Annotated in this window: 10 protein-coding genes and 1 tRNA gene; 2 read left to right on the top strand and 9 right to left on the bottom strand. The window is 69.7% G+C overall.

Annotated elements, in window-relative coordinates; all coding sequences use genetic code 11:
* Positions 1-33: 33 nt before the first annotated feature.
* Both E4191_RS14455 and E4191_RS14460 read right to left on the bottom strand, forming a co-directional pair.
* A complete protein-coding gene (locus E4191_RS14455; protein WP_135314018.1) occupies positions 34-837 on the bottom strand; it encodes an undecaprenyl-diphosphate phosphatase in 804 nt (267 codons plus the stop codon).
* The gene (locus E4191_RS14460) at positions 837-1,820 is read right to left on the bottom strand and encodes a complex I NDUFA9 subunit family protein (RefSeq protein ID WP_135314019.1); all 984 of its coding nucleotides are present in this window, start codon (positions 1,818-1,820) and stop codon (positions 837-839) included. Before E4191_RS14460 ends, E4191_RS14455 begins: the two co-directional genes overlap by 1 nt.
* Positions 1,821-2,030: 210 nt before the next feature.
* On the opposite strand from E4191_RS14460, the gene E4191_RS14465 reads away from it, so the two are divergent.
* Positions 2,031-2,115, top strand: a tRNA-Leu gene (locus tag E4191_RS14465).
* 66 nt (positions 2,116-2,181) lie between these two features.
* Here E4191_RS14465 and E4191_RS14470 read toward each other — a convergent pair.
* Positions 2,182-2,793 carry an ImuA family protein gene (locus E4191_RS14470; RefSeq protein ID WP_135314020.1) on the bottom strand — a complete coding sequence of 204 codons (612 nt, stop codon included), beginning with the start codon at positions 2,791-2,793 and terminating at the stop codon, positions 2,182-2,184.
* A 316-nt stretch (positions 2,794-3,109) separates the two neighbouring features.
* Positions 3,110-4,162: a ChuX/HutX family heme-like substrate-binding protein gene (locus E4191_RS14475; RefSeq protein WP_135314021.1), complete on the bottom strand. Its 1,053-nt coding sequence runs from the start codon at positions 4,160-4,162 to the stop codon at positions 3,110-3,112.
* Positions 4,163-4,709: 547 nt separating this feature from the next.
* On the opposite strand from E4191_RS14475, the gene E4191_RS14480 reads away from it, so the two are divergent.
* Entirely contained in the window at positions 4,710-5,753 is a 1,044-nt protein-coding gene (locus E4191_RS14480) for a tartrate dehydrogenase (protein WP_135314022.1), read from the top strand.
* A gap of 91 nt (positions 5,754-5,844) precedes the next feature.
* Here E4191_RS14480 and E4191_RS24580 read toward each other — a convergent pair whose 3' ends face one another.
* From E4191_RS24580 to E4191_RS14500, 5 genes are all read right to left on the bottom strand, one after another.
* On the bottom strand, positions 5,845-5,976 hold the full coding sequence (locus tag E4191_RS24580; RefSeq protein ID WP_269436658.1) for a hypothetical protein: 132 nt from the start codon (positions 5,974-5,976) through the stop codon (positions 5,845-5,847).
* Positions 5,931-6,845: a TerC family protein gene (locus E4191_RS14485; protein WP_228461353.1), complete on the bottom strand. Its 915-nt coding sequence runs from the start codon at positions 6,843-6,845 to the stop codon at positions 5,931-5,933. Before E4191_RS14485 ends, E4191_RS24580 begins: the two co-directional genes overlap by 46 nt.
* Before the next feature lie 232 nt (positions 6,846-7,077).
* Positions 7,078-12,831: a DUF3320 domain-containing protein gene (locus E4191_RS14490; RefSeq protein WP_135314023.1), complete on the bottom strand. Its 5,754-nt coding sequence runs from the start codon at positions 12,829-12,831 to the stop codon at positions 7,078-7,080.
* A gap of 251 nt (positions 12,832-13,082) precedes the next feature.
* Positions 13,083-14,888 (bottom strand): ABC transporter ATP-binding protein, encoded by a 1,806-nt coding sequence (locus tag E4191_RS14495; protein WP_228461355.1) that lies wholly within the window; start codon positions 14,886-14,888, stop codon positions 13,083-13,085.
* Between the two features lies 1 nt (position 14,889).
* Positions 14,890-16,671 (bottom strand): gamma-glutamyltransferase family protein, encoded by a 1,782-nt coding sequence (locus E4191_RS14500; RefSeq protein WP_135314025.1) that lies wholly within the window; start codon positions 16,669-16,671, stop codon positions 14,890-14,892.
* Positions 16,672-16,674: the final 3 nt, after the last annotated feature.

Raw genomic sequence — 16,674 nt, forward strand, 5'->3', positions numbered from 1 at the left:
GCCGCCTCCGCGCGCATATTAGGTCAGCATGACTTACATACCCGCCATAAGTGCCAGTAATGCCACGCTTCCAACGCCGATGCGCCACCATGCGAACAGGGCGTATCCATGCTGGGACACATAGCCCAGCAGCCAGCGCACGACCAGGATTCCGGCCAGCAGGGCGGTCGCGAAGCCGACGGCGATGTCGCCCAAGGCCGCCGCGTCCAGGATATCGCGATTCTGCCACAGGTCGTAGGTGAAGGCCCCCAGCATCGTCGGCATCGCCAGGAAGAACGAGAATTCCGCCGCCGAGCGCTTGTCCGATCCCAAGAGCAGCGCCCCCACGATGGTCGCCCCCGACCGCGACACCCCGGGGATCATCGCAAGGCACTGGATGAACCCGATCTTGAGCGCCATGGACAGCGGGAAGTCCTCGGCCCGGTGATAGCGCGGGGCGACCGCGCGGCGGTCGACCCACAGCAGCACGAAGCCGCCCAGGATCAGCATCACGGCGATCAGCATGGGCGTCTCGAACAGCACCGTCTTGATGAACTCGTGGGCCAGCACGCCGATGACGACGGCGGGCGCGAAGGCCACCAGCACGGCCGCGACGAAGCGCCGGGCCGCCGGGTCATGCGGCGCATCGCGCAGGATCTGCACGATCCGGGTCGCATAGGCGCCCAGGATCGCCAGCAGCGCCCCCAGCTGGATCAGCACCTCGAAGCTGCGCCCGGGCGAGTCGAAGCCCAGGAAATGCCCCGCCAGCAGCAGGTGGCCGGTGGAGGATACCGGAATGAATTCGGTCAGGCCCTCGAGGATCCCGAGGACCGCGGCAACGATCGTGTTGGATTCCATCAGTCTTTACGCAGGTTCTTGGCCGAGCGCTTGATCGCGTCGTATTGTCCCGACGGCCGGAACCGCACCAGATAGCTGTCCAGGATGGCGCTGGCGGCCGAGGGCTGGATGCCCAGCTCGCGGAAGCCCCTGGCGCCCGGCGACACGACGTTGTCAGTGCGCAGCAGCGCCAGCTGGTCGCGGCTCAGCGGGCTGGTGAACAGCCCGCCGGTCAGCTTCTGCGTCATGTCCATCGCGGTCGCCGCGATGCGCGCCACCGGAAAGGGCAGGTTGACCACCGCGCGGCGGCGATGGACCGAGGCCAGCACCTGCGCGACGATCTGCCGGGTCGTCAGGATCTCGGGGCCGCCCAGCTCGTAGATGCCGGGTTCGGCGGCGCCCGTGGCGCCCATGACGGCGGCCTGGGCCACGTCCTCGACATGGACGGGCTGCATGCGCGTGCCGCCGCCCACGATGGGCATCACCGGGCCCATCCGGGTCATCCCGGCAAAGCGGTTGTAGAAATTGTCATCCGCCCCGAAGATCACCGAGGGGCGCAGCACGACCGCATCGGGGCGATGCTTCAGCACCGCCGCCTCGCCGCGCGACTTCGAGGCGATGTAGGCGCTGTCCGAGTCCACGTCGATGCCCAGGCCCGAGATATGGACCATCCGCGCCACGCCCATCTCGGCCGAGAGGCGGGCGATATGCTCGGCGCCGGTCTCGAACACCGTCTGGAAGGTGCTCTTGCCCTGCGGGCTCAGGATGTTGACGCAGTTCACGGCGGCATCGGCATCCGACAGGGCGGCGCGGACCGACAGCTCGTCGCGGATGTTGCACATGACGGGCATGACCTGGCCCACGGCGCCGAAGCTGCGGGTGAACAGCGCCTCGTCGGGGCGGCGGACGGCGATGCGCACGCGCCAGCCTTCCTTGGCCATCAGCCGGGCCACCTGCCGGCCGACAAAGCCCGATCCGCCGAAGATCGTGACCAGTTTCGCCATGGGCGTCGCGCCTCCCTCTCATGTGCCGAATGTCGGGTGATCCTTACCCAAGCGCAGCCCCTGCGGCAAGCCACAGCGGGGTCGCGGCCCCTGCCCCGCCCCCGGGCCGGTGCCGGCCGGCAGAATGCTTTTCACAAACTGTCAAAAAACTTGCACGTCCCCCATTGACGCCCCCCGGTGCTGCCTTTAATCAGCCGCTCATACCACGTTGCCCAGGTGGCGGAATTGGTAGACGCGCACGGTTCAGGTCCGTGTGCCGCAAGGTGTGGAGGTTCGAGTCCTCTCCTGGGCACCACCCAAAAACCCCCCGGAAACATTTGTTTCCGGGGGGTTTTTGCTTGTCCGGCGCCCTGCGTTCGCCCTATCCCGCGCCGTCCCCGCCCCCTGCCAGGGACGGCATCGGGACCAGGATCGAGGACGGCAGGGCAGACGGCATGGGGGACGGCCCTCCCAAGTCCGGCGCGGGCCATTCCGGCAGCCATTCCCCCAGCAGCCCGCGCTTGTTCTTGATGCGCGTCCACCGCTGCCGCGCCATGCCGGGATGGGCCGCGGGCAGGGGCGCGCAGTGCCAGCGGCTTTCGGTGGCGTTCGATCCCGCGCCCTGCCCGATCAGCATCAGCCCGGTCGTGCGCCCCGCCTCGGCGGCCAGCTGCAGGCGGCGGCCGGCGGTCAGGGACAGCGGACGTTCCGGCTCGGCCAGCACGAAGCCCGTGACGCGGGCCCGCAGCGCCTCCTCCGTGGCCCACAGAAGGTCGGCGTCCGATTGCGGGCGGATCAGCTGCAGCCGCGCGGTCAGGCCCGGCGGCAGCCCGCCGGGAAAGGGGGTCCAGGCACAGCGCGCCCTGCGGATCCAGAAGACCGGGCCGGGATGGCGCAGGGCTTGGAAGATGGCGAAGACATGACGGCCCGGTCCCTCGGCCTCGTGGATGCGGGCGGGGGCGAGGCCTGGCGGATCGGCGTCGGGGGCGGTCATGGCTGCTCCTTTCAGAAGGAACAATACAGGAACATACGCCGCCCGGGAACCACCTGCGTTCCTCTGCGCGATGCGGTCAGCGCGCCCGCAACCGGCTTTCGATCAGCAGGCTTTCCTCGTTGGTCGCGTCATCTCGCGATTGCGGGTCATGACGACCGTCTGCCCCCTTCCCGCGAAAACCACCACTGACCGATAAAAAATCGTAATATTAATGGCTTCTTAGGGACGACGTTCAAGCCGCAACCAGCCGCGCGCAATTCCGCAGCTACCTGCGTTGACGGTCCAGCGCCCGCCCTGCGACAGGCCGCGCCGGATTTCAGCGGGCGACGACCTGACCGCCGGGCATGTCCGGCAGTCCCTCGACCAGCCGCAACCAGGTCGCGGGATCGCCGCCCTGATCCTTCGGCAGCCCGCAGCACTTATAAACGGCCACGCCCTGCGCGTCGAAGGCCTCGACCGACAGCGCCGGGCCCTGCGGGGTGGGCGTGTTGACCAGCCAGACCTCGGCCACAAGATCGGCGCGCAGATGCAGGCTGAAGCGCGCGTCGATCACGTTCAGCAGCGATCCCATCGGGCGCAGGCTGCGGATCGGGCCGGTATGGATTTGCATGCAGCCCGGATTGCCGATCCGCAGCCGCACCTCGATGCCCTGCGCCCGGATCGCTTGGAACAGCGCCTCGGTCGCCCCGGTGGGCAGGGGCCGTGCATGGGGGGGACCCGCCAGACGGCAGGCGCCAAGCCGGTTCATGTTCAACCGCCGGGCCAGAGGGTCCAGCTGGCTCACCCCCGTCAGCGCCGCCCATTCGGTGCGCAGGGTCTCGGTCTGCGCCGCATCGACCAAGGCACCCTCGGGCGCGACGCGGGGGGCAAGGTCCGCACTGATCGTCATCTCGGGCAGCGCCAGCTCGCGGCACAGACCTTCCCACGCGCCCAGATCGCTGGCCTCGCGCAGATGGATCTTGTGGACCGCATCACCCGCCGCATCGAAGACCTGCACCGAGCGCAGGCCGTCAAGCTCGACGGCGAAGGCATGGACCCAGTGGCGCGGATCCAGGCGCAGGTCGATGGCCATGTCCCGTCCCGTCACCGCCCTGGGGCCGTCCTGGAAATCGCGATAGGTGCCGATCTTTTCGATCACGCAGGCCGGATTGCGCGTCGTGGCCATCACCTCGCCCAAGCGGCCGAGCGCCGGGATCAGCCGACCGGGGGTCGCGTCGATGCGCAGCACGCCCTGCCGCAGCCCGGCCTCCAGCAGGGCAGCCTCGGGAAGCCCCATCTCGGCCGCGAAATCATGATGGCGCAAGATCGCTTGGCGCTTGAGGGCATCCAGTCTGTCAGCATCCAGTCGCGCAGGGGTCGGATGGATCATGATGGCCTCGGTGAAAGGGCGACGCGAACGGCCCCATGGCCGAGCGTAGTAACTGAGTAGAACGCTAAGTTAATTAGAGGGTTACGAGGTTTTCAACAACCTCAAATCAATGTTTGTTTATTTTTCTCAACAGCATACGCTTATTTGGCCGCCGACGGTGGATTTCTTCTCGTAGATTCAGACAGGTCACCGTATTAGTCTGCTCTTTATACCGTAAGATGCTTGGCAACCAGATCGCGACGGGGACTTCTGTCAAAAAGGCGACAGTTCGCTCATGCCAGCGATCGGGCTTTCGGGTTCCTGCGGTCTGTCGCCGGGTTCAACCAGACCATCCGTGGTCCGGTTCCAAGTCTGCGGAAACTCGGCGGGCTTCCGCCCCGCATGTGCCTTCGAGGGCATCTTTACACCCGGCCTGTCCCGGGCGATGCCTGCGGGGCGGCGGGCACGGTCCGGACCCGCCGACCGGCGGCCGCATCTCCCCGCGCACCGGCACGGGTGCCCTTGCCGCCGTCACGACTGCACCGACCGACCGACACGAAAGGCCGCCATGACCCCCGACACCCCCCATCGCATTGCCCTGATTCCCGGAGACGGCATCGGCACCCCCGTCACCGAGGCCGCCCTGCAGGTCGTGGCCGCCAGCGGCGCCACGGTCGAGACCGTCACCTTCCCCTGGTCCTGCGACCATTACCTGACCACCGGCGCGATGATGCCCGAGGATGGCATCGCCACCCTGCGCGGCTTTGACGCGATCTTCCTGGGCGCCGTCGGCTGGCCCGCCCGGGTGCCCGACAGCGTCTCGCTGCACGGGCTGCTGCTGCCGATCCGCAAGGCCTTCGTCCAATACGCCAACATCCGCCCCCACCGCCTGCTGCCCGGGGTCGAGGGCCCGCTGAAGACCCGCGACTTCGACATCCTCTGCATCCGCGAGAACACCGAGGGCGAATATTCCGGCGCCGGGGGCCGCGTCCATGTGGGCACCCCCGACGAGGTCGCGGTCGAGACCTCGGTCTTCACCCGCACCGGCGTCGAACGCATCCTGCGCTTCGGGTTCGAGCAGGCGCAGGCGCGACGGGGCCAGCTGGCCTCGGTCACGAAATCGAACGCGCAGCGGCACAGCATGGTCTTCTGGGACGAGGTGACTGAGGAACTGGCTGCCCAGTATCCCGACGTGCAGGTGACGCGCTATCACATCGACGCCATGTGCGCGCGCATGGTCATGGCGCCCGAGACGCTGGACGTGGTGGTGGCCTCGAACCTCTTCGGCGACATCCTGACGGATCTGGGCGCGGCGATCCAGGGGGGCCTGGGCTTCGCGGCCTCGGCCAATATCGACCCGACGCGCCAAGGCCCGTCGATGTTCGAGCCGGTGCACGGATCTGCCCCCGACATCGCGGACCAAGGCATCGCCAACCCGATGGCCGCGATCTGGTCGGCGGCGATGATGCTGGATCATCTGGGCCAGACCGAGGCCGGTGCCCGCATCATGGCCGCGCTGGAGGCGACGACCGCCCAAGGCATCGGCACGCGACAGGGCCGCGACGGGACCGAGGCGATCACGCAGGCCGTGCTGACGAATCTGCAGGGCTGAGCCTAGCCACGGGCCAGCGCCGGGGTTCTCCAAGGGGCCCAGGGGCCCCTTGGACGTGGGGGTGCGGGGGAGCAGGCTCCCCCGCCCTTGCTCAGTGCCTCGGCTCGCCGAATTCCAGCGGCTCGGGCTGCTGGCCGCGCGTCTTGACCAGCGAGACGACCACGCCGATCGTCAGGATCACGAAGGTGATGCCAAGCGACCAGGCGGGGGGAACTTCTCCCATCCCATCAGGTCCGCGATGAAGATCTTGGAACCGATGAAGATCAGCAGGATCGACAGCGCGTACTTCAGATAGGCGAAGCGGTGCAGGATCGCGGCCAGCGCGAAATACAGCGCCCGCAGGCCAAGGATCGCGAAGATGTTCGAGGTATAGACCAGATAGGGGTCGGTCGTGATGGTGAAGACCGCCGGGACCGAATCGACCGCGAAGACCAGATCCGCCACCTCGATCACGATCAGCGCCAGCAGCAGGGGCGTCGCCCACCGGACCAGCTTGCCGGTCTTGGGGTCGGGCTTCTTCACCATGAAGGCATGGCCGTGCAGCTCGTCGGTGACGCGCATGCGGCGGCGCAGCCAGGCCAGCATCTTGTTGTCGGCCATGTCGTGGGGCTGGTCGCTGGCGAACAGCATCTTGACGCCGGTGAAGATCAGGAAGGCCGCGAACAGGTACAGCACCCAGTGATAGTTCTCGACGATGGTGGCGCCCAGACCGATCATGATGCCGCGCAGCACGATCACCCCCAGGATGCCCCAGAACAGCACCCGGTGCTGGTATTCGCGCGGGATGGCGAAGAAGCTGAAGATCAGCGCGATGACGAAGATGTTGTCCATCGCCAGCGTCTTCTCGACGATGAAGGCGGTCAGGTACTGCGCCATGGCCTCGCCGCCCATCGACCAGTAGATGAAGCTTGAGAAGGCGATGCCCAATGTGATGTACATGGCGGACAGCTTGAGGCTCTCCGCGATGCCGATTTCATGATCGTCCTTGTTCAGGACGCCCAGGTCGAAGACCAGAAGCGCCACCACAAGCGACAGGAACAGAAGCCACATCCACAGCGGCTTGCCCAGAAAGTCCAACAGGAAAAGATCCACGATGCCCTCGCACGATTGCCATCGCGCCCGGATCGGGGGAATAGAGGGCCGCCGATGCACCGAGCACGCTCGATGCGGTCCGACATCGCAAAGGATCTGCTGATCACATTGCCAGAGGGGCCCGGTCCCGCGAGGACAAAGTGGCGTCGAACCCCAGCCGTTTCAAGCCCCCCTCGCGCGGGGATCGGCAGCGTGGCCCGCGCGCCACAGTCCTGCGCGGGCCGGCCCCCGGTCACGTCCGCGAAGCCTGCCGCCAGTCCAGGCAGGCCGACAGATAGTCGCGGGCGTCCCGGCTGAGGCGCGCGATGCCCATCAGCCGGGCCAGTTCCAGCGCCGGGTCCTCGGCTGTGCCGATGCGGTCAACGTGGCGGTCGATGACCTCGGCGATCTCGAAGCGCGAGATGTCGCGCAGCGGGCGGTCGTCCATGCCCCGGAAGGCGACGGGATCGCCGGCCCGGCCCGTCGTCCACAGGAACCGCACCCCGTCCTCGACCGTGTGGTCGAAGCGGTCCTGCAGCGCGGTGATGCGGGTCTGGATGCGCGCCCCTGTGCGCTGCCAGCCATGCAGCTGCGAGATCCGCCGCGCCAGGGAGGCCTCGGGCAGCGGCCCATGGGCATCCACGACCTGCTGCATCAGCCGGCGCAGCTCGGGGGTATAATCGTCGTCGAAGAAGCGGTCGGGATCGGGCCGGACCTCCGCCCCGTCGGGCAGATCGGCGCCCTCTGGGGGCGCCGGCACCTCCTCGGGCAAGGGCGCCTCCTCGGGCAGATCGGGCTCATCCGCGATCACCTCCGCGACCTCGGCCCGGCGGGCGCGGTCGTCCGTCAGCAGTGCCTGCAGGCGGTCGTCGATGCGCTGCAGCGTGGCTGCGGGCGTACGGAACCAGTCGGTCGACCAGATGCGCAGGATCGACCAGCCCAGGCCCTCCAGCACCGCCTGCCGGATGCGGTCGCGGTCCCGCGCCGTGGCCGAGGAATGATAACGCGCCCCGTCGCATTCCACCCCCGCCAGCCAGACCCCCGCATGGTCGGGATGACGCACGCCCAGATCGATGCGGAACCCCGACACGCCGATCTGGCTGTGGACCTGCCAGCCGCGCGCGGCCAGCGCATCGCGTACCGCCTCCTCGAAGGGCGATTCGACGGGGCCGAGCGAGCCGCTGTCCCGCGCCGCCAGCGCCACCGCACCCCGGTCCGCGAAATCCAGGAACGCCCTGAGGTCCGCAACCCCGCGCGCCCGCGTCCGCATCGTGTCGATCTGGTCCGCGCCGATCGAGGCGAAGACATGCAGTTCGGACCGCGCGCGGGTCACCGCGACGTTCAGCCGCCGTTCCCCGCCATCCTTGTTCATCGCCCCGAAGTTCATCGTCAGCCGGCCCCCCGGATCCGGCCCGAAGGTGATCGAGAACAGCATCACGTCGCGCTCGTCGCCTTGGATGTTCTCGACGTTCTTGACGATCACCGGCTCGTCGCGCTCGTCGGCGAAGAACCATTCCAGCCGGGGATCGGCCTTGCGCGCCGCGTCCAGCAGATCCAGGATCAGGCTCTGCTGCTGGGAATTGAAGGTGATGACCCCCAAGGTGGGGCGGTCGCCCTCGGGCAGGCGCAGCCAACCGGTCAGGCGTCGGCGGATGAAATCGACGATGGCGCGGGCCTCGACGGGGTTCGTCGCGCCCTTGCCGCGCTGATAGACGCCCGCGACCCGGTGCAGCCGCACGGCATCGCGCGTCGCATCCGCCGAGGGGAAGGTCACCAGGCCGCCGTCGTAGTAGAAATGGTTGGAAAAGGCGATCAGCGCCTCGTCGCGGCTGCGGTAATGCCAGCTCAACCGCAGGGTCGGGATGCCCGCCGCCGCGACCTCGTCCAGGATCGAGGGCATGTCCTTCTCGAACTCGGCCAGTTCGGCGCCGTCCTCGGTGCCCTCGTCGGTGCGGCCGAAGAAGTTCGTGGGCGGCAGCTGCTTGGGATCGCCCACGATGATCGCCTGCCGCCCCCGCGCGATGGCCCCGATCGCGTCCCAGGTCGAGATCTGCGAGGCCTCGTCAAAGATCACCAGGTCGAACTGCGCCTGCCCGGCGGGCAGGTATTGCGCCACCGACAGCGGCGACATCAGCACGCAGGGCGCCAGCCGGGCAAAGCTGCCGGGCATGTCCGCGATCAGGCTGCGGATCGCCCGCGTCGGGCGCTGCAGCCCCAGCTGATGGCGCAGACCGCCCAGTTCGGAATTGCGCGGCACCGCGTCGCGCGCGGGCAGGTCGTTGCCCAAGCGGCGCATGACCTCGGGCGCGGCCAGCTGCGACAGCGCGTCGTCCAGCGCCCGGAACCGGGCGATCAGCGCGTCATGTTCCCAATGCGCGAAGCCCCGCAGGCAGGGATCGGCATCCATCGCCGGGCGCAGCCACCAGGCCATGTAGGCCTGCTCGAAGGCGCGGGCGGCATCGGGGATGTCGGCTCCCTCCTCCAGCGCGCGGACCAGCGGCGCCAGCCCGGCGCGGGTCGCGGCCTCGCGGGTGGCGCGCCATTTCAGCCAGTCCCCGAAGCGGCCCTGCAGATCCTCCAGCCCCGCCAGCAGCGCGGCGCCCCCGGGCGGCAGCGTGCCGCCCAGATCGGCGAACTCAGCCCCGGCCCGCGCGGCGGCGGCCCCGGCGTCGCGCAGGGCCAGCAGCAGCGGCGCCAGATCGCCGCCCGAGGGTTGCGCCAGCTGCGGCCGCTGGTCCTTCAGCGCGGCCGCCGGAAAGCCCGCCGCATAAAGCTGCCGTTCCAGATCCAGATAGCCCGCCGCGGCGTCCAGTTCGGCGCCGATGCGGGCGATGTCCGATGCCTCGCCCGCAAATCCGGGCAGGGTCCGCAACTCCGATCCGGCGATCTCGGCCTGCGCGCGCAGCAGCAGCCGCAGCGCCGGGAGGTCGCGCGCCGGATCGGCCTTGCCCGAGGCGGCATAGCCCTGCAGCAGGCGGCGCAGCCTGCCCTGCGCCATGCCGCCGAAGGGCCAGGACCGGGCCAGCGCCTCGCGCCATTGCAGCTCCAGCGCCTCCAGCGGCATGTCGGGCAGCGCCGCATCGGGATAGCGCGCCGACAGCCCCGCCCGGGCCTGCGCGGCGCGCGCGATGGCCTGGGCCAGGGCGTCCAGCTGGCCACGCGCCTGCTGCGGATCGCGCAGCGCGTCCGGGGCGATGCCCGGCCCGTCCAGCCGCCGCCCCGCCAGCAGGTCCAGCGCGGTGGCGATGTCCGGGCGGTCCGCCCCCGCCGGGGGCAGGCCCAAGCGCAGGGCCAGCGCGCGGCGGGCCTCGGCGGAGGCGGTGCGGGCCATCCGCAGGGCGCGGGCAGCGGCCAGATAGCGGTCCTGCCAGGCAAAGGACCACGCGCCCCGGTCCAGCAGCGACAACGGCCCCGCCGGATCCAGGTCGCGGATGCTGCGATGGCGCGTGCCCAGGTCGGCGGCCAGATCCCGCAGGCGCGCCCAGCCCTCGGCGTCATGGCTGTCCTTGTTGTCGAAGCGCAGCGCAAAGCCCGGGCCGCCCGCCGCCACCCGGCCGATGGCCTGGAAGACGCTGAAGCCTTGCGTGCCGGGGCGGTGCAGCGCGTCGACATAGGCGTTCAGCTGGTCGCGGGTCAGCCGCAGGTCCTCGGCCACGCGCACCCAGTCCTGCGCCGCGGCGGCGCTGGCGCGGTCCCAGGACCGGCCCAGCTGGGCCAGGACGGTCTTGCGGTCGGCCTTGTTGGAATGCAGCTCCAGCACCGCCTCGCCCAGCCCGGTGCGGGTCAGGCGGCGATGCACCACGTCCAGCGCGGCGGATTTCTCGGCCACGAACAGCACGGTCCGGCCCCGGCCCAGCTGGTCGGCGATGATATTGGCGATGGTCTGGCTTTTCCCGGTGCCGGGCGGGCCGATCAGCACGAAGTCGCGCCCCTCGGCCGCCGCCAGCACCGCCGACAGCTGCGAGCTGTCGGCGGCCAGCGGCGCCAGCAGATCCCCCGGCCCGTGCCTGCGGTCGATCTCGGCGGGGCGCGGCAGCGGGGAGGCCGCGCCCGCGAAGGCCTCGGAGGGGTTGTCGACCAGATGCGCCACCAGCCGGCTTTCGCGCAGGCTGTCGGTTCGGTCGACCAGATCCTTCCACATCAGGTACTTGGCAAACGAGAATGTCGACAGCGCGACATCCTCGACCACCTCGAACCCCGCCACGTCGCGGACCCGCGCGCGCAGGATTTCGATGATGCGGGCGATGTCCAGGCCGCTGTCGTCGCGCGGCAGGTCGCCCTCCAGCTCGGGGATGCGCAGCTCGAAATCGCGCTTGAGCATCTCCAGCAGGGTGGCGTTGATGCGGACCTCGTCCTCCAGCTGGCCAAGCCGGAATTCGGACTGGGCCGAGCGGCGGTCCAGCCGCGCGGGCAGCAGCAGCAGCGGCGCGCGATAGCTGCGCGCCTCGTCGCCGCTGCGCTTCCAGCGCAGGAAGCCCACCGCCAGGAACAGCGTGTTGGTGCCGCCCTCGGACAGGTCGCTGCGGGACTTGCGATACAGTTCGGTCAGCCGGTCGGTCATGTCGCGGGCCGACAGCGGCACGGCGATCTGGCCCCGCGTCAGCGCGTCCCGCGCCAGATCCCGGTCGATCCGCAGGGCCTCGTCGGCCGCGATGTCGCGCCCGGAAACCGCGTGCTCGTCCTTCAGCGCCAGCAGGCGGAAGACCTCACCATGGGCCAGCCGGTCCTCGGTCCCCGAGATGTCGACACACAGCAGCGGCACCGCGCCGCGCGTCTCGCGGAAGTTCAGCAACCGGTTGCCAAGCGACAGGTCCAGAAGCTTGCGCTGCCAGCGTTCGATGCGGCCCATGGCGGTCGAGGGCGCCTCGACCGACAGCTCGCCCGGCAGCAGGCCCAGATCCAGCGGGCGCGGCAGAGCGGCGGGCTGGGCCGCACCCTCGTCCGGGGCGCTGCCGTCCTGGGGCCGGTGGCTGGCCAGGGGCCGGATGCGGGCGGCGCGGGCGCGGTTGATGTCGACCGCCTGCAGGAATTCCGCCTCGCGCGCCTCGGACAGGCGGTCGCGGCCCTGCGCCGCCGCCTCCTCGAAGCCGATGGCGGGGCGCTTGGTCAGCAGCGTGGTCTCGACCGCCACGAACTCGCGGGCGACCAGCGCCTTGCGGACCGCGACCACGTCGGGCTCGACCAGCTGCCCGAAATCCCGGGCGACCAGCCACACGCCCACCCAGGCATGGCCTTCGGCGAACAGGACCGCCGTGTTCAGCCCCGCCGCCTCGTAGGCCGCGGCCAGCAGCAGGCTGCTGTCGAGGCAGGTCGCCAGCCCCTCGCGGGCGATGCGGTCGGGATCGCGGATCTTCTGGCCCGCCTGTTCGAACGAGGCCGGGGGCACCGCATAGGTCAGCCCCATCCCGGTGGCTGCCGACCAGATCGCCCCGGCCAGCATCCAGACCCGCAGCGGATCGCCCGACTGATAGCCGTCCATCGCGCCCGACAGGCCCGCCGCCTCCAAGAGCCGCCCCGCCTCCTTCAGCAGCCGGGCGACGGCGGGCTGGTTGGGCGAGACGAAGGCCGCCAGGATGTTGTCCATCTGGCCCAGCCCGCCCCATTCGTCGCGCGCCAGCATCTCGAGGGGATGGGTGGTCGTGACCTGGTCCAGACCGCGGGCCGACAGGTGGAACTGCATCTGCCCGATCTCGGCCTCGTCCAGCCCGGCCAGCAGGGCGGTGTCCAGCGCGCAGTCCAGATCGCCCAGCTGGATGACGGCCCCCGGCGCGATGCGGTCGATGACCCAGGTCTTCTCGCGCAGGATGCCGGGGCGGGCCGACAGGGTCAGGCGCAGATCCAGGACCGGATTCGGCCCCGGGTTCTCGATCCCCAGGGCCTTGACGATCGCGACCCCGTTCTGGGCCGAGGCGAAGTTGACCTTGGTGGCCAGCACGGGATGCAGGACCAGCCCGGCCCGCAGGGCGGCGGGGTCGGTCGGTCGGATGATCGAGGGCTGGTCCTGCATGATCTGGCTTTCAGAAAGGTCGTGTCGGGCAGGACGGCAGGGCCATCCGCAAGGGCGCCGCCGCAAAAGCGAGCCGGAGGACCGGTTTAGCCCAAATTGCAGGCAGGCTGCAATGCGGCGAACGGGGCCCATCGTCAGCGTCGGTGGGGAATGGGGGGCCGGGACGATCGTCGACCGGCGGGCGGGGATGTCCGGGAACCAGGTTCCCGACAGGGGGGCCGGCGCGGATGTCCCGCGCCGGCCCCGCGGTCTCAGCTGGCCATCACGAAATGCCGGTCCGAGACCTCGCGCCACTGGCGCTGCGGCGGCTGGAAGCCCAGGGGGCGGACGGGACTTTTCAGCTCGTCGATCTCGCCGCCGCGGCGCAGGCCCCGGCGGGCGGGATCGGGGATGGGCACGGCCTCGATCAGCCGGCGGGTATAGGGGTGCTGCGGATCGGCAAAGATCGCCTCGCGCGGGCCGATCTCGACGATCTCGCCCAGATACATGACCGCGACGCGGTGGCTGACGCGTTCCACGACCGCCATGTCGTGGCTGATGAACAGATAGGCGATCTTGAGCCGTTCCTGCAGGTCCATCAACAGGTTGCAGACCTGCGCCTTGATCGACACGTCCAGCGCGGACACGCTTTCATCGGCCACGATCACCTTGGGGTTCAGCCCCAGGACACGCGCGATGGCGATCCGCTGGCGCTGCCCGCCGCTGAACTCGTGCGGATAGCGGTCCATCATCGAGCCGTCCAGACCGACCTGGCGCAGCAGCTCGGCGGCCCGCACCCGCGCGCCCGCGCGGTCGGCCAGCTTGTGGGTGACGATGGGCTCGATCACCGTCTGGCCCACCGTCATGCGGGGGTTCAGGCTGGAGAAGGGGTCCTGGAAGATCATCTGCCCCGACCGGCGCATCCGGCGCAGATCGCCGCCGCTGGCGGTCAGCACGTCGAACCCGTCCAGCCGGACCGCTCCCGCCTCCGGCTGGACCAGCCGCAGGATCGACCGGCCCGTGGTGGATTTCCCGCAGCCCGATTCGCCCACCAGCGACAGCGTCTCGCCCTGCCAGAGATCGAAGGACACGTCCTCGACCGCATGGACCTTGCCCGTGGGCCGGCCCAGCAGGTCCGAGCCGCTTCCGAATCGGGTCACCAGGTTCTTCACCGACAGCACGGGGGTCGCGCTGCGGTCCACGCTGTCCACCACGGCGGGCTGGGGCGTGATGACGCCGCTGTCCATGTCGACCGATGGAAAGCGCAGCGGCCAGTCCTGCCCCCGCATCTGCCCAAGGCGCGGCACGGCGGCCAGCAGCGCGCGGGTATAGGGATGGCGGGCATCGGTGAACAGATCGGCGGTGGCGCCGGTCTCGACATGGTCGCCGCGATACATGACGACCGTGCGGTCGGCGATCTCGGCCACCACGCCCATGTCATGGGTGATGAACAGGACGGCCATGCCCTGCTCCTCCTGGATCTCCTTGATCAGGTCCAGGATCTGGCCCTGGATGGTCACGTCCAGCGCGGTCGTGGGCTCGTCCGCGATCAACAGGCGCGGGCGGGCGGCCAGCGCCATGGCGATCATCACCCGCTGGCGCATCCCGCCCGAGAACTGGTGCGGGTATTCCTCCATCCGCGCCGCGGCATTGGGGATGCGCACCCGGTCCATCAGGCGCAGCACCTCGGCCCGGACCTGGTCGCGGGCGACCTTGCCGTGGCGGATCAGCAGTTCCGCGATCTGGCGGCCCACGGTGAAGACCGGGTTCAGCGAGGTCATGGGTTCCTGGAAGATCATCGCGATCTCGTTGCCGCGCACGGACCGCATCTCGGCCTCGGACAGGGCCAGCAGATCGCGCCCGTCCAGCAGCACCTGCCCCGAGACGCGGGCTCGGCTGTCCAGAAGGCCCATGATCGACAGCGAGGTGACGCTTTTGCCCGACCCGCTTTCGCCGACGATGGCGACGGTCTCTCCGGGTTGGACGTCGAAGGTGATGTCGCGGATGACCTCCTTCCAGCCGTCCTCGGTCTTGAAGGCGGTGGTCAGCCCGCGCAGGGACAGGATCGGTTGGGTCATGTCACCTCCCCGCCGCATAGGCTTGCATCAGGCGCGGGGTCGCCGCCGCGCGCAGCAGGCCGTCCGCATCGCGGCTGGCCGCCGTCAGCCGGCCGATGTCCCACGGGCCGGTGACGGTCACGTCATGGCCGCGCCGGCGCAGCTCGGCGATGGTGGCCTCGCCCACGCGATCCTCGATCAGCATGCCGCCCGGCGCCGCCGTGCGCGGATGGAACGAGGCGGGGAAATGCGTCGAATGGAACAGCGGCGCGTCGATGGCGGCCTGCAGGTTCGGCTCGAAATGGACGTGGCGCAGGAAGAAGACCAGCTGCCATTGGTCCTGCTGATCGCCGCCGGGCGTGCCGAAAGCCAGATGCGGCACCCCGTCCCGCAGCGCCAGCGAGGGCGTCAGCGTCGTGCGCGGACGCCGCCCCGGTTCCAGCGAGGTGGGCAGGCCCGGCTCCAGCCAGAACATCTGCGCCCGGCTGTTCAGGCAGAAGCCCAGATCCGGGATGATCGGCGAGGATTGCAGCCAGCCGCCCGACGGCGTGGTCGACACCATGTTCCCCCACCGGTCGATCACGTCGATATGGACCGTGTCGCCGCGCTTTTCCGACAGATGCGCCATGGTCGGCTCGTAGACCGCGCCCTTGCCCATGCCGTCCAGCAGGGCGAGCGTGCGGGCGCGCTGATCCTCATAGCCCGGCACGGTGCCGGGGCGCAGGTCCAAGGATGCCCTGTCACCGATCAGGGTGCGACGCTCGGCGGCATAGGCGTCCGACAGCAGCGCCTGCATCGGCACCTCGTGGCGGTCGGGGTCGCCGTAATAGACCTCGCGGTCGGCATAGGACAGCTTCATCGTCTCGATGACGGTATGGACGAAATCGGGGCCGTTCGGGTCCATGGCGGCAATGTCGATGCCCTCAAGGATCTTCAGCCCCTGCAGCAGCACCGGCCCCTGACCCCAAGGGCCGGTCTTGGCGATGGTCCAGTCGTGATAGCTGGCCCAGGTCGGTTCCTCGGTCGTGGCGCTGTAGCCCGCCATGTCCTCGGCCGTCAGCACGCCGCGATGCTTGCGGCCGCTGCCATCCATCACCTCGGTCGTCTTGCAGAAGCGGTCGATCGCCTCGGCCACGAAGCCGCGATAGAAGGCGTCGCGGGCAGCCTCGATCCCGGCCTCGCGGGTGGGCGCGGCCTCCGCCGCGTGAACGATGCGGTCATAGGTGTCGGCCAGCACAGGGTTCTTGAACAGCGCATGGGCCTGGGGCGCCTGGCCCCCCGGCAGCCAGGTGGCATGCGAAGTGGGCCATTCGGCTTCGAAGAACCCGGCCAGCCCGCTGATGGAGTCCGCCACGCGGGGCAGCATCGGGTGGCCGTGCCGGGCATAGTGGATGGCGGGGGCCAGCACCTCGGCCACGCTCATCGTGCCGTGGTCGCGCAGCATCAGCATCCAGCCGTCGAAGGCGCCGGGAATGACGGTCGCCAGAAGCCCGTTGCCGGGGATCAGGTCCAGCCCCTCGGCGCGGTAATGCGCGATCGTGGCGCCGGCGGGGGCCGGGCCTTGCGCGCAGATCACCTGCGTCTTGCCGGTCTTTGCCGAATGGATGATCGCGGGCAGATCGCCCGCCGGGCCATTCAGATGCGGCTCGACGATCTGCAGCACGAAGCCGGTGGCGACGGCGGCGTCGAAGGCGTTGCCACCCTTTTCCAGCATGCTCATCCCCACGGCGGTGGCGATCCAGTGGGTCGAGGTGACGACGCCGAAGGTGCCGGCGATCTCGGGACGGGTGGTGAATTGGGTCATGGA

The sequence above is a fragment of the Paracoccus liaowanqingii genome (genome assembly GCF_004683865.2).
GTDB classification, from domain to species: domain Bacteria; phylum Pseudomonadota; class Alphaproteobacteria; order Rhodobacterales; family Rhodobacteraceae; genus Paracoccus; species Paracoccus liaowanqingii.

Coding starts and splice junctions, on each gene's coding strand:
- E4191_RS14455 (WP_135314018.1), bottom strand. CDS start 837: ATGGAATCCAACACGATCGTTGCCGCGGTCCTCGGGATCCTCGAGGGC.
- E4191_RS14460 (WP_135314019.1), bottom strand. CDS start 1,820: ATGGCGAAACTGGTCACGATCTTCGGCGGATCGGGCTTTGTCGGCCGG.
- E4191_RS14470 (WP_135314020.1), bottom strand. CDS start 2,793: ATGACCGCCCCCGACGCCGATCCGCCAGGCCTCGCCCCCGCCCGCATC.
- E4191_RS14475 (WP_135314021.1), bottom strand. CDS start 4,162: ATGATCCATCCGACCCCTGCGCGACTGGATGCTGACAGACTGGATGCC.
- E4191_RS14480 (WP_135314022.1), top strand. CDS start 4,710: ATGACCCCCGACACCCCCCATCGCATTGCCCTGATTCCCGGAGACGGC.
- E4191_RS24580 (WP_269436658.1), bottom strand. CDS start 5,976: ATGGGAGAAGTTCCCCCCGCCTGGTCGCTTGGCATCACCTTCGTGATC.
- E4191_RS14490 (WP_135314023.1), bottom strand. CDS start 12,831: ATGCAGGACCAGCCCTCGATCATCCGACCGACCGACCCCGCCGCCCTG.
- E4191_RS14495 (WP_228461355.1), bottom strand. CDS start 14,888: ATGACCCAACCGATCCTGTCCCTGCGCGGGCTGACCACCGCCTTCAAG.
- E4191_RS14500 (WP_135314025.1), bottom strand. CDS start 16,671: ATGACCCAATTCACCACCCGTCCCGAGATCGCCGGCACCTTCGGCGTC.